Source organism: Novipirellula herctigrandis (assembly GCA_007859835.1).
GTDB classification, from domain to species: Bacteria; Planctomycetota; Planctomycetia; order Pirellulales; family Pirellulaceae; genus Novipirellula_A; species Novipirellula_A herctigrandis.
Genome location: SJPJ01000001.1, coordinates 3,603,927 through 3,625,634 on the forward strand (window position 1 = coordinate 3,603,927; position 21,708 = coordinate 3,625,634).

A 21,708-nucleotide genomic window follows, 5' to 3' on the forward strand; every position below is an offset into this window, starting at 1 on the left:
TGGCGATCACGAAGAACCCAAAATTCTGAGATAAGGACGATTCGAAGCGATTTTGTTACGTTCTTGCTTGAATCGTACCGCTTCCGCCATACTTAGCTTCGTCTCATGACAGACTTCTCTCAAGCACCCTTCCTCATTTGATTCTCGACAGACCATGCCCGATCAACATGACGACAAGACTTCCTCGCTTGAGCAGTGGATCATTGATTCACGCAGTGGGGATGAAGTTGCATTAAATCGGCTCGCCGAATATCTGCTTCCCAAGGCTCTTGAATTTGCCAACCGGAAGATGCTGAATTTCAGCCCGGTCGACGATTATGAAGATGTGGCGATCAGCGCTGTCAAATCCATCTGCCTACGATTCCGCAAGGGTCAACGAAATTTCCTCGGTGAATTGCAGCTCTTGAGTCTGCTTCGTCAATTCGTGACCGGGAAGATTCGAGATCGGCGGAAGTACCACTTGGCTGAGAAACGCGACGTCAACTTGAACATCACTGAGGATGGCTCGACCGGGAATTCGCCCATCCTGACCCACGCAGTGGTTGAAGCAAAATCGATATGGCTGGATGAAAAATCCATGAATCTGCCAATTACTGAGCAAACCTACTTAGCGGAAATGCTGGAAGGTCTTGGAGCAGACGTGCAGGGACTGTTTTCGGAGCTAGTGAAGCGGCTGGACGAGAACCCGCGAAAAGTATTGATGCTGATCACAACGGGCAATCCGTCAAACAAAGAACTGGCTGACGAACTGGATTGTGCTCCCACATCAATTGAGCGATATCGAAAAGCGATCCGTAGAAAGCTTGAAGAGATCGTGAATGAGTGATTTGGGCCGTCGTTCCTAAACCATCCACCTGGGAAGTCAGCGTGCGCCGGATCTCGCTCGCTCCTGCCTTGGCTGCGCCTTCAGCCCCGCTTCCGGAAGCTAATTTGCGTTTCGCGTGAGATGTAGGGCATTTCATCGAGCTGCTCTGGGAGAATCACAAGAATTCTCAAATTCCCCCGAATGGCGTGAGGGGTGCGGGAGGAAAAGTCCATCCTCCTGTTGAACCACCAATTTGAGCACCTGAAATCTTCACCGAGGAATAACAATGCATCTCCGCCATTTCGCCTATTTAATCAACAGGGACAACAGCTCGGTCAGATGGGGATAAGGCTTCGTCAACGGAATTCCCATTAACAACCAGCGTCCCGTCCATACGCATGGAGCGTCTGTCACGGGGCATGGCTTTGGGCATGGCTTTGGGCATGGCTTTGGGCATGGCTTTGGGCATGGGAATTCTATGAACGGCCGGGTCTTCCCCTAGTGAATTTAGCGTTTCCAATATCTTATCAACTAATTGTTCACAGAAGAGATTGACTATTATGTATGCAGAAAAATCTATCGTTCCAGCCAATCCGGCGTTTTGTTCTTGGTCGCACTGCTTGAGTCGCACAATGCCTTGTTGGGCGATGATAGTTTTTGTTGCGGCCAGCTTGCTGAACCTAAACTCGGCTCAGGCGCAAACGACCTATTGGCTGGGCCGAATCGACAACACAGACTACGTGTTTGACTCACAACTTCCTCAAGGCTTTGGCGATTCCATTGCCAAGGCAGATGCCAACACTTTCAAAGTCAACAAGAACCCAAAGGGTTTCGATTCGCTGAATGCTTCAGGAACTGCTTATTCTCTGGTGGAGGCTTCGGTCACATCAGACTGGACGATGTTCGAAAGTCGACTTCCCAAACGGGCGGTTTCAATCGCGTTGAAAAGTGGCGGAGGTGGAGCGGAGGGATCTTGGGTCCACATGGAAACAAGCGATCCTCTTGTCGAGCAGTTTGCTCGCAATCTGCCACAACGCAAGAAGGGGAGTTGGTTCAATGCAGATTTGATAATTCTTGTGTCACCAGATGCCGCTCAGCCAGCCGTCCGATTGCCAATTCCCAAGACCACTCTCGCGCGCAACGCCATGATCAAACTTGGAGAGCAGACCCTCGCAGGATTTTTCTATCCGCAGGTTCAACGACCGCTGCATATTGTTCCGTTCCGCCAAGCCATGCTTGACTACGGAAATGCCGGACGACAGGACCCGGACTTCCGCAAGCACAACGGCTCAAAAACCGCGACCGACCTGAGTGGCGACACGACATACGCTGGAGAACACAAAAAGTGGGAAACCATCACCAAAGACAGCCCAACACCGCCGTACTTTAATGACCACGTCACAAATAAAGAACTGACTGAAGCAGCTCAGTTTCAAGCGGAATACCAGGCCAGCATCGATACGATGACTCATGGTGGACCTGCGTCCTATAAAGGTGATAAACGGCTGATCGATTTCAACACCCGTGTCGGTTACTTCAAAGGGCCAGGCAAAAGCTTTGAGGCGTGTGGTGCAGGAAGCCCAGGAGACTTTCCGCACGTATGGATGGTTGGCGAAACTCACTTCCGTCCGTGGTTCAATGTCGGCGGAGCCATTCATCAGGTGGGTTACGGTGCCGCAAAGAATTCAAAATCCGGCAACTGGTACTACACGGCTGTGATCTCGCAGACACCTGTGACGGAACAGCCAAAAACAGCACCGGCTGCTGGTAATTCTGTCGCTGCCACGAATGCTGCCGCTCCGAAAACGGGAACGAATCCTGCGGCTCCAAACGGAAGTGCGCCAGCAAACACAAACATCGGAACGAACCCCGGTGGTCAACCTGCAATGCAGCCGGGCAGCCCGAGCGGTGGTTCACAATTCGCAACCAGTAAGAAGATGACTGTCGATTCCTTGGACGCAGCCATCAAGAAAATGACGGATCCCAACGACGGCGGCTACAAGTTGGTTTACGATGCCGACCTCGGAAAGCTGGGGGCAAGCTTCTCATACGACGTGAATAACAGCCAAACGGTGGGCGACTTCAACTCGATCGCCTACCTGCTGGAACTCGATTCGCGGTCAGGTTCATCCGAAGGACTCGGAAGCAGCGTTTTCGATGAACCCACGGTGAAGAAAGTGTTTGTCACGATGAATGCATTCACAAACGACGCTAGCAAGGTCGGCATCCCCGTTTTTGGCCTGGGTGCATCCTTTCAACAAGCCGTGGAATCGATGAATGTGTTTTCAAACGTCGAAGGCATCAACGGTATGGGCACTGGAAGTATCGAATTTTGGCCTAATGACTATGTCGTTGGAGAGGGCGAAGTTTATGACTCCAAAGACGAGCCGAGTGGCAGAGACAACGGCTATGGCTCGATGCAGATTCACAACCCTCGTGGTGAGACGGTTTTTGCGCTCAATGGATGGAGTGGTGGGCCCAAGGCTGACATCGGAATCGGTAACAGCGCTATCACCAAAGAAGGCAAAACTCACAAGGACTGGACGTTTGCCGATAACGCAGACTCGTACTCGACCAAGCGTCTGCGTATTTACGTCCGCTCGCGATAGAGCAACGCCCGCACGACGTCGATGAAGCAAGTTCGGGCCAGGTGCCGTTTCCGAAATCTACGGAGAACCGAAGAGTGGCTTGCGGAAGGTGGCGAGGTCTCTGCATCTCGCACATGCCTTGTTGTGCGTGCCTTGTTGTGCGTGCCTTATTATGAACGAGAAGAACATCTCAGAGTCTGCTGCAACTTGGTAGCAGGCTCTTTTCATTCACTAGCGGACGTTCAGCCATTGAAAAAGTCTGCTTTGCGGCTTTGAATCCCAGAAGCGATGGTTCGAGGTCAGATCCCGCCGAAGCGGTGATCGTGACTGGCGGCCAGCCCTGATTGTCGAACCAGTCCAAAATCGAGCAACTTGGCAACGTCGTACATTCCACCGCGATTCGCCGAGAAGAGGTTCGCAGGCTTGATGTCGCGATGGATCAAGTTTTGGCGTGGGTACCGGATCGCTATTTTGTGGTCTCGGGATACTTCATGGCCCGCACGGCTGTCCTCCCGGACGCTTGTTGACATCGTGTGGATCCGAATCGTATTCTGAGATTCTGGCGTCATGGAATCAATTCACATCTGTCCGTCGCACGTCGCCGCAAAGAGGTGCATCATGATCTCGATAGCTTACACTCTCCGACCTTACACTCACCGGTTGGCCGTCTCTGTCTTTATCCTTGTCTTCAGCCCGTCGGTCACGATGGCGACTGCGGACCATCCGGGCGAAAACATCGCTCTGGCAAAACCTTATACCCTTTGGCCCCAACCCAACTATTCCCACTGTACCGATGTGGATGACCGGACCCAATTGACCGATGGCAAGTCGACCAAGGAGTATTTTTGGACTCAGCAGGGAACGGTCGGCTGGACGCGCCCGGCATATAGTTTGGTCACTGTCGATCTGGGACGGACGGAACCGATCGCCGGCGTGGCATTCACCACCGCCGCAGGAACGGCGGGAGTGACGTGGCCGGCAGAGATTCGCATTCTCGTCAGCGACGATGGCAAGAACTATCGCGATGTGGGTGACCTAGTCGCCTTGGAACACAAGCGTTACGGTTCGTGGCCTGAAAAGTATGCGATCCGCCGTGTGATCACGCATGAGCTTGCGACCCGCGGCCGCTATGTCCAGTTCATAGCCATTCCCTTGGCCGGTGCGCCCTACCTGTTTGTTGATGAAGTGGAGGTGTTCCGCGGCGCGCAAGAGCTACTGCAGCGAGATCCGGGCGGCAAGCCGGTGCAGAGTGCCAAGGCGGTTTTTGAGCGAGGCCGGATTCACCGGGCCTTGCAAATCCGCTACACCAAAGACGCAGCGAATCTACAAAAGGCGATCAAAGACTCTTCGGTCGATCAAGCGGTCAAGGCACAACTGCTCAAACGACTCAGCGACGTTCGAAAGCAACTAGACACTGCGGCGGCCGAAATGGGCCCCAATTTGCGGGCGGTGCTCCCGATAGGTGATGCCCACGCAAATCTGTTCCAAGTCCAGGCTGATTTGTGGAAAGCTGCCGGTCGGCCGAGCTTCTGGGGGGGCGTGCCGGATCTCTGGGGACCCGTGGCACTGATCGGCATCCCACCGGCACCATCCGACTCGAGCGTTCAGGTACACACGATGCACGGAGAATACCGCGCGGCGTCCGTAAATCTCTATAACGCTACCGACCAAATTCTCTATGCCCGCGTGCGTTTCGAGGAGCTGCCCGGCTCGCCGACCCCCGATTATGTCACCCTGCACGAGGTGGCCTGGACAGACACGGCCCAATCGGAGCCGATCGCGGCGGCTCTGCCGGAGGTAAGCCGCCAGCAAGGTGCATGGACCGTCTCGGTACCGCCGGGACTGACTCGCCAAGTCTGGTTCACATTCCACGTGGCCGATCAGCCGGCGGGCAGCCACACGGGAAAAATCGTTGTAGACGCCGACAGCACGAAGCCGCTGGAGTTTCGAATTCAACTTCGTATCTGGCCGTTCGAATTCCCCCGCCAAACAACGCTGCACGTCGGCGGATGGAGTTACACCAATGGCGGCGGCACTTACGGCGTCACCACAGATAACCTCCAGGAGTTTCTCGGGCACATGCAGTCGCACTTTGTCAACGCGCCGTGGGCGACTTCCGCTGCGATGATGAAATTTCGATTCGACCCGAGCGATCTAACCAAGATCGAGTTGGACACCCAGCAGTTTGACAACTGGATCGAGCAGTGGCCCGATGCCAAGCGATACCATGTGTTTCTCTCGGTGGCCGACTACGCTGGGCGGATCGCCACTTCGCTGGGCGGGGCCCCGATCGACTCGCCCGAGTTCAGCCAGCGCGTGGGGACGTGGATTTCCGCCTGGGTCCAACACCTCAAGAGTAAGGGGATACGGCCGGACCAACTCGGATTGCTGATCCATGACGAACCGCACGAAGGCTCCGACCTCCAGTCGCTGCTGGCCTGGGCGAAGGCGATCCGGGCAGCCGAACCGGAGGTAATCATTTGGGAAGACCCGACCTACCGCAATCCGACAAAGGCACCGGTGGAACTGTATGAATCCTGCGACGTGCTCTGCCCAAACCGGCCGATGTGGCTCACCGAGGGTCAATCGTTTGCTGACTTCTATCTTGACCAGAAGAATGAAGGTCGAACACTGGAGTTCTATTCGTGCTCCGGACCCGCCAAGCTGCTCGATCCCTATAGCTACCATCGCCTGCAAGCCTGGCACTGTTGGAAGGTCGGTGGCACGGGCTCGTACTTCTGGGCATTTGGTGATAACAGCGGCGCTTCCTCCTGGTGCGAATACTTCGCCAAGTCCGGCCCCTACACGCCGCTGTTCCTGGAGGGCCAGACGGTCACCGCCGGCAAGCACATGGAGGCGATTCGGGAGAGCGTGGAGGACTACGAGTATTTCGTGATACTTCGCACGGCCGTCGAGCGAGCTAAGGCCGCAGGGGATTCTCGGCCCGCGGTCGCCGCTGCCGAAGAGCTGCTGGCCCACGGTGCCGACACGGTACTCGAGGCCCAAGGCGTCTCGGATATCCATTGGTGCGAACCAAAAGCCCGCACCGGAGCAGAGGCGGTACGGGTGAAGATCCTGGAAGCCCTACTGCGACTGCCTTAGTAGGTCCGCGACTTGACAAGTCACCCCTACTAATGAGACGTCACTCTTCGCTCGGTTCGAGCAAGTCGAGACCAAAGTTGTCTCCCTTTTCGACCGCCGGAACGCCGACGGCCATCCATTCGGGCTCGGGTGCCTCTTTTAGGTAGTAATCAAAGAACTGTTGCATGCGAGTCGCAAAGTCGCGGCGATTGTAGTCGCCCATGACCCAATGCGGATCGCCGTTGTAATTGAGCATCCAAGCCGGCTTTTCGAGACGCCGGAGCGCCACAAATAGCTCGATCCCCTGGTACCACGGAACAGCACCGTCTTGATCATTGTGCAGAATCAATAGGGGTGTGTTAATCTTGTTGGCAGAAAAGAGGGGTGAATTGGCGATGTATTTTTCACGCGCCGACCAAAGGTCTTCGCCGATCCGGCTTTGAGTCCGCTCGTACTGGAACATACGACTCATACCGCTGCTCCAGCGAATCCCACCGTAGGCGCTGGTCATGTTGCTTACGGGGGCTCCCGCTTCGGCACATGCAAACCTATCGGTTTGCGTCACAAGGTAAGCCGTCTGATAGCCACCCCAACTATGCCCCTGCATTCCGATTCGGTCCTTGTCAACGAAGCCTTGGGCAACCAAATGGTCAACGCCCGGAAGGATCGAATTAACGGCACTTTGGCCGGGCTGGCCTGTCGTGTAAGGAATGTCTGGAATGAAAACGAGGTACCCGCGGCTGACGTAGAAACTAAAGCAAATGATCGAACGGCCCGCCGCAGGTGGATAGTAGCGATGCAGATTGTCTGAATTGCGTTCGTAAAAATAGACTAGCATCGGGTATTGCTTGGACGGATCAAACTGATCTGGTTTTAGCAGAAGGCCATCAAGATCTTGCCCATCCTGAGCTTTCCAGTGAGTCAATTCGGCGGTGCCCCACGAGTAATCGTCTTGCTGGGGGTTGGCATCGCTGACGCGGTAAATTTTCTCGAAGCCGATCGTGCTCGTCCAAAGATCGGGAAACCGTTCAAAGGTGCTTCGAGTCAACACGACTTGGTCACTGTCTTTCGCTTTTCGTAGCCCTGCCAGATTCTCGTCCAACATGATCAAGGGACGTAGTGCATTGTCTTTGGCGTTCTTGTCTTTAGCGTCAACATCTTGTTTCGCCAAATCGAGAACATAAAAACCGCTTGCTTTGGTATCGCGATGAAACGCTTTTAGAATCATCGATTTGGATGGGTCGATGGAACGCTGCTTACGATCGAGGCTACTGTAGCGAAAACGGATATCACTTCTGCGGCCCTCGCCAAACGTGATGCAAATCGGTTTCGATTTGCCGGTTGGATCGAGCTTCCAAATGTCGTGCGAATCGTAAACCAAAAGTGCTTGGTCGTTATCGATCCATCCCGCCGTTCCGTAGGCGGACGGTAAGGTGGGGCGGTCGTCAAGTTCGTTATAGAGCGGATGCTTGATTCCTTTGCTAATCTCGATTGCTTTCGCTTCCTTTCCTTGAGTCGCTTTTGCGAACCACTTTTTTTGTTTGGCATCAAACCAAACGATAAATTTCCCTTGAGGTGACATCGACGCATCCCAACGAACCTTTTCCAAAACCCGTTCGCGGCGACCCGTGTTCAGATTGACGAGGTAGACGTCTTGGAATCCAGGAACGTCCCAAGAGAGCATCTTGCGATAGGGGACGTTGGTGTTTGCGACCGCGATGTTGGAGGGCGATCGATCGTCGAGGCGAACCGACGGGATTTCGCTATCCTCAAGTTGAATCACTCTATTTGACTTTAGAACGTAGGCAGCACGGTAACGACGTTTGCGTTCACGTTCGGCCTCGAGAAGTTGTTGCGGTTGTAGTTGTGGATCCTGCCAATGCCAAATATCCAATTTGGCTTGATCGTCGGAATCCTCATCCTCGACTTCACGACCTTCCGCTTTGGCAAGACGCTGCTTGAGCACGGGTTCAGGAATTGGAGTCGTTTCGAAATACAACCGACGACCATCCTCCGAGAAACTCTGGTTTGATTCTGGTGCGATCCACCATTCCTCAGGTAACCCCTGGTCACCTTCGGTCACGATGCGTTTCGCCTGCTTTGCCCCCACGTTCCATTGATAAAGACCCCACGACGGCATCTTTGCTTCGTAGTCGTCTTTATTGGTGATGAACGCTAAACGCGAACCATCTTCGTTAAACGCCAGATTCTTGTATTCGCCGACACCGCTGACGAGGGTGGCCAAATCAAGCGAATCGAGCTTGATCACGTGAACACCGTCGATGGGGCCGCGATCCTTCGAGTCTTTGGAATCCTTGTGGTCTTGTTCGTCCGGCTCCTCCTCCGGTTCGCTCGACTCGGGAGGTTCAATCGAAGTCACAAAGGCGAGCCGTTTTCCATCCTTCGAAAATCGAAAGGAATGGACGAAGGGAAACGTCCGCAGCACCTCGGTATCGAAGTTGATCAATTTTAGAGCCGTGCCGACCGACTTTTTTTTCTGCTCTGGATCATCTTGGTCTTGATCCGATTGTTCTTTAGCTGATTCACCCTTTTCTCTGTTTTTTGCAATCTCGGTTTTGAAGGATGTCGCGATTTTGCCACGTCGATGAGCGATTTCCTCGCGGCTCTTTAGCTTCAACTTCTTCTCGGGCCGTCGAAGTCCTGCCGGCGTTACCTCATAAATTTCACGGTCCTCCAGGGCAGTTTTGTCGATTTCGTCAGGGTCGGATGACTTCTCCATCAAGCAGGCAACCCAATCGCTGTTTTCCTCGGGTAATCCAAAAGAACGCACGCCAGAGAGCGTCCGCAGATCGCCCGACGCGAGTTCAAGAATTTGCAATGCCGAATGAGGCATTTCATGAGGTTCCTTCTTCTCCTTGCGCAGCTGCTTCAGCTTCTTCATTTCCGGTGTGACGCGATAGATCACAAACCGACTGTCATCGGTGATTTTTGCATCGGCCCCGCGTTCAATGACGTACTCGCGGGCCGTCTTGGCATGGTGAATGTGTAACGTGTCTTCACCGTCAATCTCGCCGCTTATGACGGTGTACAAGATCCAATTTCCATCGTTGGAAATACTTGCTCCCGAAAGGGTGTTCCAGATGTCATAGTCGCTATGTTCAAGCATTCGGCGCGTGATGTCTTGCGAATGGATGTTGCTGCAAGCGACGAAAACAGCGACAGTGAACACCGATGCGTTGATGCCGACACGGCGTGCAAAATCGAGAAGAGAAATCATTGAAGGTGTCCCAGGAAGCAAGTCGAACCAAACGCTCTAGGATAATTACGTTCAACGAATTTTGAACCTTCAATTCGACACTCGAGTGGAACTGCCACTTAGTAACCGAATCGTTTGACAGATTTTCTTTGTCTGCCGAAGCAATTTCATCTTTCCACAGTCGACTATCGCCGCTGAATCAGCCAAGACTAAATTCAAAGAGAAATTAAAATTGGGACGTGTGGAAAGAGTACTAAATCTTGTCGCTGAGAGGTCGAAAACGGATCACTCTCGGCCGCGTAACGCACAACCTGTCGAACATCATCGGATAATGGTCCGTCTAATCCAGGTACCTGAGAATCGTCGCGCTAGGTAGTGAGCCTAGCGCATCCTCAGAGCACGGGGCCGAGCATGGCGATGGTATTGTTCCAGAGCCGTCGACGCAGCGGCCACTTGGCGACGTCGTCGACCGTGACTTCTGTCGAGCTGGCAAGATAAGTTTGCTGTCGCGCACGAAGCTCTTCGGTTAACACTTTGTCGGCGAAGAGAATACTATTCTCGTAGTTGAGTTCAAAGCTGCGGCGATCCATGTTCGCTGAACCGATCAACGAGACTTCGCCGTCCATTGTCAGTGACTTGGTGTGTAGTAATCCACCGACGTACTCGTGGATTTTGACGCCGGCGGCAAGCAGGTCGGCGTAGTAACTGCGGCTGGCGGCTGCGACGATCCAGGAATCGTTGCGAGCGGGAAAAATGATCGTCGTGTCGACGCCTCGGTAAGCGGCAGCGCAGAGCGCGTCTTGCAGCGACTCGTTAGGCACATAGTAGGGAGACGATATCACCAAATCGCGTCGCGCGGCATATAACAGCGACTCGAACATTTCTGGCATTGCCGAATATCGAATCGTCGGTCCGGTAGCGACGACGCTGGCGAGAACGTTTCCCTTTGCCTCAGGCATTGGCGCACGTAATCGTTCGTCCAAGTTCTCGTCGACGGAGGCCATCCAGTCGCTGGCAAAGACGTACTGGTTTTGCTTGGCGATCGGACCTTCGAACCGCATCACGGCATCGACCCAGGGCGCGTACTTCGGTTTGACACGGAATTCAGAATCGGCGCAGTTCTGGCTGCCGCAGTAAGTGATGTGTCCGTCGATCACAAGAATCTTGCGATGATTCCGAAGGTCAATGCGACCGAAGAAAGGACGCAGCAGCGGGTTGCCGATCGGCAGTGCAACCGCCACATCCACGCCGGCATCACTCATTCCCTTCCAATGCGGAGACTTGATGAGGTCCCGCGAGCCGAGTCCGTCCGCCATGGCGCGGCACATGACCCCGCGGGCTGCCGCGCGTTTGAGTGCCTCGATTATTTTGCAACCGTTGTTGTCGGACAGCCAAATGTAGAAGATCAAATGAACGTGATCTTCCGCGGCGTCGATGTCGGCGACCATCGAATCGATCGTAGCGTTGGAGTCTTTCAGCAAATTGGCGGCATTCCCTCCGACGGCGGCGAACCCGCTGATGGAGTGACCGACGTCGAATAAGTGTTGATATTTTTCAGGCACTTCCGGTCGCGAATCGCCTCCAGCCGTTGTGATCGGCGGCAGGCCTTTGATCACTTCACGCATGCGCGCGACTCGGCGGCGGCCAATACTGGTTTCCCCCAATAGGATATAGACCAAGATGCCAAAGATTGGCAGCGACACGATGACAACGAGCCAGGCGATTCGTGATGCGGGTTCGCGATGTGGTCGCAAGATGACACGGATCATGACTGCCACCAGAATCAGAATGTGGGCAGCAAGGGTAACGGCGGCCAAGTTCATATCCAGGTCCTCAAGTGACAGATACCGTCGATGGGAAGCGTCGCGACTGCGGCAGGCCAGCGGCCACAGTAAGATATCGCCGATCGGTTTGTCTCGTTGTCTCGACTCGCGTTCCGACTTTTCGACGTCGCATCGTGGTGTAGTGATGCTCATCCTCTCGGCGTCAGCATAACAAATCGAGTAGGCACCTTCCACTAGAAATCAAGCGGGCCACCAGAGATCAAACGTGATGTGAGGGTTGATGAAGTTCCTATCCAACGTGCCCACCTGATTCTGCTCGACGGTGGCTTCAAGGCCATTGAAGAGGCGCGAGCGTGTGGCGTCAAAGTCCCACTTGCCACCAATTCGATGGCTTCCAACAACCATCTGACCGCCTTTGTCGGATATCGCAAACAACCAAAAAGGATGTTGGCGACTGGGGCTGAGTCGCACGAGATGCGGCCGGACGCAAAATCGGAACGAGCACTGTTTACAGACGAGCAACTGGCGCAGTTCAAACCGAACATCGGCTTGCATGCCAAGACGATGGTCTTTGATCGCAAAGTCACGTTTAAGGGCTCGTTCAACCTGGATCCTCGTTCGGTCAATTTGAATACTGAAATGGGCCTTCTGGTCGAGAGCCCGTCGCTGTCACTGGCGGTTACCGCCAGCGTTGAAAACGGCATGGCGCCCGGCAATAGTTTGCAGGTCATCATACAGGACGTGTCTTCACCGAGTTTGGCGGACTACCTAGTTCACACCTCTTGGTTGGAACCTACAACACAGGTGAACTTACCCAGTTTGATTGAAATGGTTTGTCGTTTCAGCCAGGAGTCGGGATCACGTTCCCTGCAAAAACGTGTTCCTGGATGGCCGGCTACGTGGGCCAGCAGACGCTGTGGCAGGATCGCTGCGACAAGAATCGACGCGTCTGGCTGACAGCCAGCATGGGATGGGCAGATGAAGAAACGAAACCGTACAACTGGCCAGGCACCTACACGATCGAAGCGCAAAGGACTCAACAAGAACCGCAAGGGCGACCGAATCGGAATTGGATACTTCTACTCGGATGTCAGCGATGATCTGATCAGCCTGCTAGGCGTGCAGTTTGTATTGTCGGGCCTCAACGATTTCTTTGTTTCGTCGTAACAAAGCGAATCACGATGCGGCAACGAAGGCTCGAGGCGCTGTCCCATCCCCTCGTCACCGCGATGTTGCTTGACGGTACACTCTGCGACTGCGTGTCCGCACCAAAACGGACGCTTGCGGATACAAAGTTAATCGCCACGGAGGCCTCTCTTTACGGATTCCCGATCGCAGATGCGACGAACCAATTTACGGCTATGTCGTCGATGAGCACGGTGAGCACATCCGTTTATCGCTCGGCGCCAAACACGAAAATCGATGTTGGCAGAGTCAAAGTTGGTTTCCATCTTCGATGACAAGCAGCAAGAATCGACGCTTGTCCGTCTAAGTCTATCGCGGCAGAAGTGTGTTCGACATAGAATGAGAACGGTTTGATTCGCAAATAGATATTGCAACGGGTGCAGATGGAATGACACGATGCCGATTTCAAGTTCTAAGTCGCAATGGAATAGGTCGCAGGGTGTTCGGCTCTTGGGTTGCGGTGGCTTGCATTTTTTCAGTCACCTACGGACAAGAGGCGAAACAGGTTGGCCCGGCGGATACGTCAAGTCCTCGAGCGACGCTGAAAAGTTTCATCGATTCAGTCAACCAGTTTCACCAGCGGACGATGGAGGAGAGATTCTTTGATCGTCGCATTGGACGACATATGGCCCCGGTGAACCGTGCCCTCGATTGCCTCAATACAAACGAGTTGCCGGAGTACGCGCGCGAACAAATGGCAGGCGACGCTGCGATTCGTCTTAAGGAGATACTCGATCGGGCACCGCTGCCGCCTTACGAGGAAATTCCGGATTTGGATGCGATCGAGGCAAACGGCGGGCAACTTGCCCGCTGGCATCTTCCTGGCACTCGCATCTCCATTGCCCGCGTCGAAGAGGGGCCGCGCAAATACGAGTACCTCTTCACGCCTGGAACGATCGGGCGAGTGGCTCAATATTACGAGGAAGTCGAGGAATTGCCTTATCGAACAACAGGCCCAAATGTTTCACCGGGTTTTTTCGATTGGTATTTTTCGGCGCCAGGCCACCCAAGCGTTGCCCGCATCGTCGACCGATTGCCGGATTGGATGCGGGACAATTTCGCCGGGATATCGGTGTGGAAATGGGTTGGGCTCGTGATGTCAATGCTCCTCTCGATTACGTTAATGATCGGTATCTATCGCGTGCAAAGAACACTTAGCAATCGCTGGCGTGATGACGCGCCGATGAAGTATTGTTTGATGATTCTGTTGCCGATCCTGGCAATGCTGGTTCCCTTTGCTTTTAGTAGCTTTACGCAGAATCACTTGACGCTCCGCGGGACCCCCTTGGTGATCGTCAGCTTTGCCTCCCGAGTGGTGACTCTTCTGGCAGGCATTGTCGTCATCTTCGCAGTCACCGACCGAGTTGCCGAGATCGTTGTTAGATCGGAACAAGAAAACCGTCGCCGGCTCAATCGTCAACTGATTCGAATCATTGCTAAGATCACGGCCATCGTCGCATCCGTTATTGTTGTTCTCGAAGGAGGACAAAGACTTGGCATTCCGTTAACGACTTTGTTGGCTAGCGCTGGCGTGGGTGGCCTCACCGTTGCGCTTGCGGCTCAGCATGGCTTGAAGAGTGTTTTCGCAACACTGATGTTGATGACCGACAAGCCATTTCGTGTCGGAGATCGAATCCTCGTTCAGGGATTTGACGGCGTGGTTGAGAACATCGGTCTGCGCAGCACACGAATTCGACTGTTGTTAGGACACGCCGTCACCATTCCCAATGACGAATTGGCGGGGCACAATATCGAGAACGTTGGAAATCGAACCAGCATTCGCCGCGTCACCGACCTCCAATTACCTTTGAATACGCCCAGAGAGAAGCTCGAGAAGGTTGTCGCTCTCATCAGAGACTTACTTCGTGATAACGAGAACCTGGATCCGGAACTACCACCACGAGTGTTCTTCAATGAATTCAATGAAGGTGCGTTTAATATTCGGATCATGTACTGGTATGTGCCGCCGGATTACTGGAAGTTCATGGAATTCACTGAACAGTTAAATCTTGAAATCTGCCGAGTCTTTGAAGAGCACGGAATCAGGTTCACTTTGCCGGATAGAGTGGCGCACACAGGAATCGATGGCGATGAACAACCGGTCGATGTAAGGGTACTTGGAAAATGATCCATCATCGCGGAAGCATATCTTTGCGGATTCCCGATCGTTGAGGACTAAAAAACGATGTACGCCGATGCGGTCGATGAAGACGGCGAACAGTTCAAAGCACCGTTCAAGACGCCGTTCAATTAACTCAAGAGCGAAGCTATGGCATTCACGCCTGATGACTCGGCAATTCTTACACCCAACGCCGACTTTCGACAAAGAGGGTGAAAATCACAGGTCAATTTTACAGATGGTTGTTGGGCTGCAAAAACCGCTTCTTGCCATGGTGCTCCTTTAGAACGGCCAATCGTGTTTCAAGGTGCTCGATTTTCAGTAATTACTTGCGGCTGAGCCAACTGGCAAGGATCACAACGAGCAACTGCCTCGGTTGCAGACTGAATGTCATCGACGTCTCGGTGGTCCCGCAAATCCGAGACGATCATTGGTGTGAGACGAAATGTAACCCAGCATTGACAAGCTTCTGAACGTTCAGAGTTTATGGCTGCTCCAGTGAGAACGGTTGGGGGAACTTTATCGACGCGATTAAGCACGTCAGTGCAGCTGAGGTGCATTGCTCACAAAACTTGAAATTCCGTTTTTTCCGTGTCTTATGGTCGGCTAATTTTATTTCCCCCACGAGGTACTCGGTGCTCTCGTTATCGCTAACGGGGATTCCTGGACCCAACGACGGAGGATGCAATCCCAACGTACCGCAAGTCAGGACCGTGTCACCCCCGCCGATACAGTTATTGCCGAATCAGGAGATTTGGTTTGGCCGCCTGTAGCTTGGTGATCCCAGCGATTGAGATATGGCGGCAAGCATTGATGTCAAGTGTCTCCAGGTTGCTTAGCGCTGTGAGCGCCAGGATGCCATCATCGGCGACGCTCGTTTTTCCGACGTGGAGTGACTCTAGATTCACGAGCGAGACTAGCCGTTTCAAACCTTTATCCGTAAGCCGAATATTTCCGGCCGGATATCCTACACCCTCAAGATTCAAGTACTTCAAGGTGGTCATTTCGGCCAACTGTGGCATGCCTTCATCGCCGACCCGAGTGGCCCAAAGATTGAGATCTGCCAGTTTGGGCAGCGTCTTAATGAAAGCCAGTCCCTCGTTGCCGACGATCGTCTCGCTAAGATCCAAATCCTCTAGATGCCGGAGAGGCGTAAGGTGAACCATGCCCTCGCTGCTCAGAACGTTGCTACGGAGGGAGAGACGCTTGAGCTTTGTGAGGTGGCCGACATGGCGCATACCCTCGTCGGTAACGAATGTGCGAAAGAGGGTCAGGTCTTCGAGGTTCTTCAACTCGGAGATGCTTTCGAGCCCCGTGTCATCGATGCTGCAATCATGCAGACTGAGCACGCGGAGATTCTGAAGTCCCGCGAGATGCACGAGCCCGGCACTGGTGATTCGGGGCCCCTGCAGCTTGAGATCCTTGAGCGTTGTGAGACCCTTGAGATGCGCGATACCGGCATCCGAAAGCTGATTGCATTCACGCAGGTCAAGCAACTCAAGGTTCTTCTTGTTCCTCAAGTGTTTCAGGGCACCGTCGGTGATATACGTTTTGACCGCGCGGATGCGGGTGAGTTTCTCCATCTTCGCGAAGTGGGCGAACGATTCGTTGGTGATACGACATCGCCGCACGCTGATATCGCGGAGCGCTTTCAACTGTCGCAACATTTCGATTCCAGTATCGGTAACAGCCGTCCCCTCTAAGTCAAGTCGCCAGAGCCGAGAGAGCCCCACGAGGTGCTTCATACCTTCATCGCCAATGTCAGGCGCGGAGATATTAAGCTGTTCAAGCATCGGCAGCGCTGCCACAAGGGCGAGCGTATCGTCAGTCACGTTTGGAATCCCCGACAGATTGACTCCAACCACACGGCCGTCGCCGTCGAGTGTGAGGACCTTCCCGTAATCGTCTTCGTTCTCGACGAGTGCGAGAATCTCGCCCGTCGCTGTCGCCTCCGCTTCACCAGTGCTAGCGTGTGCGGACAGGGGCTGCAATTGGCCGTGCACGGACATCGCACAACTCAGGAGCGCAAAGACGAGCAGTAACTCGCGAGAAAACAGAAACTGCATGGATGTTCCGCCCATTGATGCGTTAATCTTCGATGATGTTGAAGTCGCGAAGCCAGGCGACAAAGCCGGCAGGCCACATCGTTGTTGACTCGCCACGTCCGACGCCGAGACCGAATCCGTGTCCGCCGCGTCCATAGACGTGCAATTCCGCATCGACACCGGCCTCCAAGAGATGGGAATAGAAATCGATGCATTTTTCGACCGGCGTTAATTCATCATGGCGCGCGTTGATGATAAACATCGGACATATGGGCGAGTTCTGTGACTCGGGTTTCATGCGTTGTTCAATTGTCTCGGCGGCATCGTCAGGAATGCCTGGGTAGAACAGTCCCGCAAAACTCGGCATCCCGCTGACTCGACTCTCAAGGCTCTTTGACTCGGGATGAAGCGAGCAGCTGATCGCCAAATGGCCGCCTGCCGAGAATCCGCAGACACCGATTTTGTCGGGTTGCAAGCCAAGGTCCTCTGCATTTTGCCGAAGGATGCGGATCGCCTGACGGCCGTCAGCCTGCACGGCTAGCTGATAATTCTGCCATCCATTCGGTTTGCGGAGCTCTTCTTCCGACCGGGTGCGATACTTCAAGACAAGAGATGTGACGCCGTGTTCTTTGAGCAAGATCGCAAGGTCGTGACCTTCCCGATCGATCCAAACATCGCGAAACCCACCGCCGGGACAGATCACCAGTCCCACACCGCAGGACTTCTTCGGTCGATGGATACTGTAGGTTGGTGACGACACGTTGCTGAATACTCGGTTGAATTCCGAAAGCGAATCAGGTCTCACATTGGCTGAACGCAGACTCTGTTCCCCATTCGGTTGGAATTCATGTGGCGGACTTTGCGATTCCCAAAGCGGCGATTCAGGAGGCAATTCAACTGCCGACAAAGGTGTGCCGAGGCAAATCAACGTTGTCATGAACACTGCAGCAAAGACTCGCGATACGCTTAAGCGGCCACGCTGGGAATAGGTTCGGTGTCGTGTCATCGTAGGTTTCTTGCGGGTTTGAATGGATACTGCGGCCGGTAGCATGCTCCGGCCTCAACGAAAGACCATCATTGAATCTTCGGTCCGGATATAGATGCTGTTTCGATCCATCGCGGGCGTGGCGGCAATGGACGCATTGAGATTGATCTGGTGCGTGATCGAGAACTCATTACCGCATTTTACAACCGTCAACACTCCCTGGCTTGAGACGAGGAGCAGGTGACCGTCGGCAATGATCGGTGAGGCGTTGTATTGGCCGGCAGCTCCCACTCGCTCTCGGTAGACCACTTCGCCGGTCTGTGTGTTTACGCAGCTCAGGATGCCGCCCGAGCGGATGAGATAAAGTCGGCCCGCATGAAAGACGGGAGACGGAATCTCAGGGATACCGCTGCGCAAATTCCAGGAAACGTGTGACTCGGTGACATCGCCTCGCCCGCCGGGCTGAATCGCCGCCAGATTGGGCTGGCCCGTGCCGACGCGCATATCGGCGGTAAACTCTTCCTTGGTCCAGAATCCGTCTTTGTTCGAGTCACGCCAATCGAACAGGCCGTGCTGTTGCTGTTTGCGGCGCTGCGGATCTTTGGCAAGGGGACGCCCGAATCCTGGATGACTGGGCTGAAGTTCGGGGCGAAAAGGCAGGGTGAATTCTTTCGTGATTTCATCGCGTCCGATACGTTCGTCGCCGTTACGATCGAAATGTAGCATGGCAGCCCAGAATGGCTCTGGGTCCAATTCCACGTCCCCACGCCCGCCCCGCATCGACACCGAAACAAACAACTTTTCGTTGCCCGCCACGGGAACGGCGATGGGTTCGCGTGAAAAGCCAAGGACTCGCCATTTCTCTTTCCCTGTCTTAGGGTCATAGCCACAGACACGTCCATTACCGAGCACGACCAAATCGGTTCCGTCCTGATAGGTCCAGATCATCGGAGTGGACCAGACGCCCCGATGATAGGGCCGAGGTGTTTCCCAAAGGAGTTCTCCCGTCGCTTTGTCCAGGGCGATAACCTTAGATCGACTCAATTGGCTGTCCGGTAAATTTGCATCGTCATCCAAGGTCAGAATGAGGCGTTGCCCATGTAAGATCGGTGACGTCGCCACGCCGTACATGCTCTTTGGGGTGGGGATGGGTTTCTTCCATCGTTCGCTGCCGTCGATATCGTAACAAAGCAAACCGTACGATCCGAAATAAACGTAGACGCTGTCTTCATCCGCGCAAGGCGTTGAGGCCGCCGGGCTGTTAGCAAGGTGGCCTTGTTCCAACTGCACCTGTGGCGCAAGGCGTTTCCATACGATCTGACCTGAGTTTGCGTCGAGTGCCACGGTCGTCAAACGGTTGTTTTCGACGCCGGTTACGTAGATTCGTTCTCCCCAAAGAACCGGTGACGACTTGCCCGGCGGCAGCGGCGTTTTCCATCCGGCCTGCTGTGCAACCATGCTCAGCGGTGGCTTGAAACCGGCGGCGGTGCCGGCCCCATTCGGTCCGCGAAACTGATTCCAGTGAAGGTCGAGTGAGTCAATGTCATCGCGCGTAGCGGAAGTCGTCAAGACTTTCGGCGATGGAGGTGAATCAGTGCGGGGCAACCGAAACTCTTCACGAGTTCCGCTACTTTCCGAACTGTTCCACTTGGAAGGCGTCGGGGCTTCATCAGCTGAGTTCCAGTCCGCGCCGTCGGCCATCACGCTGGCGGTGATGTCAAGTAGCTGCTGTTTGAGTCGGTTCACGATTTCCGGGTGCTGCTTCGCAATGTCGGTCTCTTGTCCGATATCCGCGTCGAGGTCATACAGTTCGAATCGTTCGTAGCCGCCGGCTTTGATGGCCGGGATCCATGACTCCTGAAAGCGGTTCAATTTCAGGAACTGAATTCGCAGCTTCTCAGCTTCCTTGTTCGCAAAATTCGTGTTGAACACCTTGCTCCAGAGTCTTCCTCCATCACGAAGCTCGGGGCTGTTTTCACGTTTCAGACTCACTTCGACCTGATTCATCAGGCCGTTCATGGCTTTCAGGTCTTTGAGCAATTCGTAGTCGCGATAGGCAACCAGCGCGAACCGGCCATCTCGGACGGTTGCTGTCGGGTTGGATGTTGGCAGCAGGAAGAACAATGGAATGTGGCGTTGGAATTCGCTGCGGCGACCGGTCAGCAGCGGCGAGAGGTCAGAACCGTCCAGGTGGACTCCCTCGGGCTTGTCAATTTCGGCTAGACCGCAAATCGTCGGCAACAGGTCGACCATGCCGGCCGGTTCTCTTTCAACCTGCCCGGCCTTGATTCCGCGGGGCCAGTAAAAGATGCCGGGGACTCGAATGCCGCCCTCGAAGTTGGAACCCTTCGACTGTTTCAATGGTCCGTTGCGTTCCATGCGATAACTGCCGTTGTCGGACGCGTAAACGATGATTGTGTTCTCGATCGCACCGATTGCTTTCAGCTTCTCGACCAATCGGGCGATGGCGCGGTCGGTATTATCGATCGTGCCGCTGTAGATGGCCGCCGGGTCGTCGAGCTCCCCGTACTGCGACACGATTTCATCCGGTGCGGCGATGGGTGCATGCGGTTCGTGGAACCAGATGTTGAGAAAGAACGGCTTGTCGGCTTGTCGTTCCTTCTCCAGCCACGCGATGGCTTCGTCAACCACGATCTGACAGGCGTAGCCTTCGATCCTTCCCAGCGGCTTGCCGTGCCGATGGAAGTTTACCGGGTCTTTATGACTGGGATGGGCCGTGTTTTCGGTCCCGAACCAGTAATCGAAACCATGATCGTAAGGCGTCGGCTTTTTTCTTTCTCCAAACGGCAGGCCCATGTGCCACTTGCCAAGATGTACGGTGTCGTACCCGTTTTGTTTCAGGACTTCCGCAATCGTGACTTCGCTTTCGAGTAGATGCATGGCGTGATCGCGATCGCTGATCACATGATACACGCCAGAGCGAATGTGATGCCGTCCGGTCATGACGGTCGCACGCGACGGCGAGCAGACTCCGCAGCCCGAATGAAAGTCGGTAAAGCGTACACCCTGTGCGGCGAGTTCATCGAGTGCCGGTGTCCCGACCGGGCCGCCATAGCAGCCAATGTCCTGCCAACCCAGGTCGTCGACGTACATGACAACGACATTCGGACGTTGGGCGGCAGCGGCCCGCTCGTTCGATGGAACGAGAGCGGCCAGGAACGCAACCGCCCAAAGGCCTGCAAGTCGCGCGGATCGAAAACACGTAGCAGAACTCGTCAAGAGTTTCGGCAATCGCAGCTTCGCACACCGAAAGTCTTGACGACTTCCGCTACGATGAGGTGATGCCTGATGAATACAAACAGCGTTTGAAACGCCTGGCACCGGAGTATTACCGCGGTCATGCGTGGGTGCATTGGACGTTGACGATCGAAGATCGTCGCACTGGGTGGCTGGATGCCAGGTTCTTATACAAGTTTCGTGAACTGCTGACCCATGCAATGTTTCGGTATCAGGTCGCATGCCCGATCTATTGCCTGATGTCGGATCATATTCACATGCTTTGGGCCGGATTGGCGGACAGTACCGATCAGCCGACGGCGATGAAGTCGTTTCGTCGTGATATGAATGATGCGTTGAATCGAATCGGCTTCGAATTGCAACGGCAGCCCTACGATCATGTACTAAAGGACGAGGAACTCGAACGTGATGCAATCGAATCGGTCGCGGAATACATCGCCCGAAACCCGGAACGCAGCGATTTGATTCAGTCTGATGCATTTGCCTCGTATCCATATACTGGTTGCCTGTTGCCCGGTGCAGCACGACTGCGATTGTTTACTGACGAAGGTTGGGATGAGATCTGGAGGACGCTTGCATTTCTAAGACGGACAGAATGTTATCGAAGGCCAGATCCTAAGTATAAAAAAACCTCGTAGCGG

13 protein-coding genes are annotated in these 21,708 nt (G+C 54.3%); 7 read left to right on the forward strand and 6 right to left on the reverse strand.

Annotation, left to right across the window (positions count from 1 at the left end; genetic code table 11):
• Window positions 1-154 precede the first annotated feature (154 nt).
• Together CA13_RS13305 and CA13_RS13310 are read left to right on the forward strand one after the other, a co-directional pair.
• The gene (locus tag CA13_RS13305; RefSeq protein ID WP_146397380.1) at window positions 155-826 is read left to right on the forward strand and encodes a LuxR C-terminal-related transcriptional regulator; all 672 of its coding nucleotides are present in this window, start codon (window positions 155-157) and stop codon (window positions 824-826) included.
• A 626-nt stretch (window positions 827-1,452) separates the two neighbouring features.
• Window positions 1,453-3,414 carry a CAP domain-containing protein gene (locus CA13_RS13310; RefSeq protein ID WP_146397382.1) on the forward strand — a complete coding sequence of 654 codons (1,962 nt, stop codon included), beginning with the start codon at window positions 1,453-1,455 and terminating at the stop codon, window positions 3,412-3,414.
• Between the two features lie 278 nt (window positions 3,415-3,692).
• Here the strand turns inward: CA13_RS13310 and CA13_RS13315 are convergent, their stop codons facing one another.
• On the reverse strand, window positions 3,693-3,923 hold the full coding sequence (locus CA13_RS13315) for a hypothetical protein (RefSeq protein WP_419194291.1): 231 nt from the start codon (window positions 3,921-3,923) through the stop codon (window positions 3,693-3,695).
• An 88-nt stretch (window positions 3,924-4,011) separates the two neighbouring features.
• On the opposite strand from CA13_RS13315, the gene CA13_RS13320 reads away from it, so the two are divergent.
• Window positions 4,012-6,495 carry a discoidin domain-containing protein gene (locus CA13_RS13320; protein WP_419194292.1) on the forward strand — a complete coding sequence of 828 codons (2,484 nt, stop codon included), beginning with the start codon at window positions 4,012-4,014 and terminating at the stop codon, window positions 6,493-6,495.
• Between the two features lie 40 nt (window positions 6,496-6,535).
• On the opposite strand, the gene CA13_RS13325 is transcribed toward CA13_RS13320, so the two are convergent.
• Both CA13_RS13325 and cls read right to left on the reverse strand, forming a co-directional pair.
• A complete protein-coding gene (locus CA13_RS13325; protein WP_146397388.1) occupies window positions 6,536-9,712 on the reverse strand; it encodes a S9 family peptidase in 3,177 nt (1,058 codons plus the stop codon).
• Between the two features lie 371 nt (window positions 9,713-10,083).
• Window positions 10,084-11,667, reverse strand: a complete 1,584-nt coding sequence (gene cls / locus CA13_RS13330) for a cardiolipin synthase (protein WP_473087457.1) — start codon at window positions 11,665-11,667, stop codon at window positions 10,084-10,086.
• Between the two features lie 78 nt (window positions 11,668-11,745).
• Here cls and CA13_RS13335 point away from each other — a divergent pair, with 78 nt between their 5' ends.
• From CA13_RS13335 to CA13_RS13345, 3 genes are all read left to right on the forward strand, one after another.
• Entirely contained in the window at window positions 11,746-12,432 is a 687-nt protein-coding gene (locus tag CA13_RS13335) for a phospholipase D-like domain-containing protein (RefSeq protein WP_419194293.1), read from the forward strand.
• A 21-nt stretch (window positions 12,433-12,453) separates the two neighbouring features.
• The gene (locus CA13_RS13340) at window positions 12,454-12,642 is read left to right on the forward strand and encodes a hypothetical protein (RefSeq protein WP_146397392.1); all 189 of its coding nucleotides are present in this window, start codon (window positions 12,454-12,456) and stop codon (window positions 12,640-12,642) included.
• Window positions 12,643-13,099: 457 nt separating this feature from the next.
• Window positions 13,100-14,788, forward strand: a complete 1,689-nt coding sequence (locus CA13_RS13345) for a mechanosensitive ion channel family protein (protein ID WP_419194294.1) — start codon at window positions 13,100-13,102, stop codon at window positions 14,786-14,788.
• Window positions 14,789-15,513: 725 nt separating this feature from the next.
• Here the strand turns inward: CA13_RS13345 and CA13_RS13350 are convergent.
• The 3 genes from CA13_RS13350 to CA13_RS13360 are packed head-to-tail and all read right to left on the reverse strand — an operon-like array spanning window position 15,514 to window position 21,049.
• Window positions 15,514-16,860 carry a leucine-rich repeat domain-containing protein gene (locus CA13_RS13350; protein WP_419194295.1) on the reverse strand — a complete coding sequence of 449 codons (1,347 nt, stop codon included), beginning with the start codon at window positions 16,858-16,860 and terminating at the stop codon, window positions 15,514-15,516.
• A gap of 7 nt (window positions 16,861-16,867) precedes the next feature.
• Window positions 16,868-17,830: an alpha/beta hydrolase gene (locus CA13_RS13355; RefSeq protein ID WP_419194296.1), complete on the reverse strand. Its 963-nt coding sequence runs from the start codon at window positions 17,828-17,830 to the stop codon at window positions 16,868-16,870.
• A 54-nt stretch (window positions 17,831-17,884) separates the two neighbouring features.
• The gene (locus CA13_RS13360; RefSeq protein WP_146397400.1) at window positions 17,885-21,049 is read right to left on the reverse strand and encodes a sulfatase-like hydrolase/transferase; all 3,165 of its coding nucleotides are present in this window, start codon (window positions 21,047-21,049) and stop codon (window positions 17,885-17,887) included.
• 62 nt (window positions 21,050-21,111) lie between these two features.
• On the opposite strand from CA13_RS13360, the gene CA13_RS13365 reads away from it, so the two are divergent.
• Window positions 21,112-21,705 carry a hypothetical protein gene (locus CA13_RS13365; protein ID WP_146397402.1) on the forward strand — a complete coding sequence of 198 codons (594 nt, stop codon included), beginning with the start codon at window positions 21,112-21,114 and terminating at the stop codon, window positions 21,703-21,705.
• The last annotated feature ends 3 nt before the right edge of the window (window positions 21,706-21,708 follow it).

Excerpts from the sequence above, each read along its gene's own strand:
- cls (WP_473087457.1), bottom strand. The coding sequence starts at position 11,667 with ATGAGCATCACTACACCACGATGCGACGTCGAAAAGTCGGAACGCGAG.
- CA13_RS13340 (WP_146397392.1), top strand. The coding sequence starts at position 12,454 with ATGAAGAAACGAAACCGTACAACTGGCCAGGCACCTACACGATCGAAG.
- CA13_RS13325 (WP_146397388.1), bottom strand. The coding sequence starts at position 9,712 with ATGATTTCTCTTCTCGATTTTGCACGCCGTGTCGGCATCAACGCATCG.
- CA13_RS13365 (WP_146397402.1), top strand. The coding sequence starts at position 21,112 with ATGCCTGATGAATACAAACAGCGTTTGAAACGCCTGGCACCGGAGTAT.
- CA13_RS13310 (WP_146397382.1), top strand. The coding sequence starts at position 1,453 with ATGATAGTTTTTGTTGCGGCCAGCTTGCTGAACCTAAACTCGGCTCAG.
- CA13_RS13315 (WP_419194291.1), bottom strand. The coding sequence starts at position 3,923 with ATGTCAACAAGCGTCCGGGAGGACAGCCGTGCGGGCCATGAAGTATCC.
- CA13_RS13355 (WP_419194296.1), bottom strand. The coding sequence starts at position 17,830 with ATGACACGACACCGAACCTATTCCCAGCGTGGCCGCTTAAGCGTATCG.
- CA13_RS13305 (WP_146397380.1), top strand. The coding sequence starts at position 155 with ATGCCCGATCAACATGACGACAAGACTTCCTCGCTTGAGCAGTGGATC.
- CA13_RS13350 (WP_419194295.1), bottom strand. The coding sequence starts at position 16,860 with ATGGGCGGAACATCCATGCAGTTTCTGTTTTCTCGCGAGTTACTGCTC.
- CA13_RS13320 (WP_419194292.1), top strand. The coding sequence starts at position 4,012 with ATGATCTCGATAGCTTACACTCTCCGACCTTACACTCACCGGTTGGCC.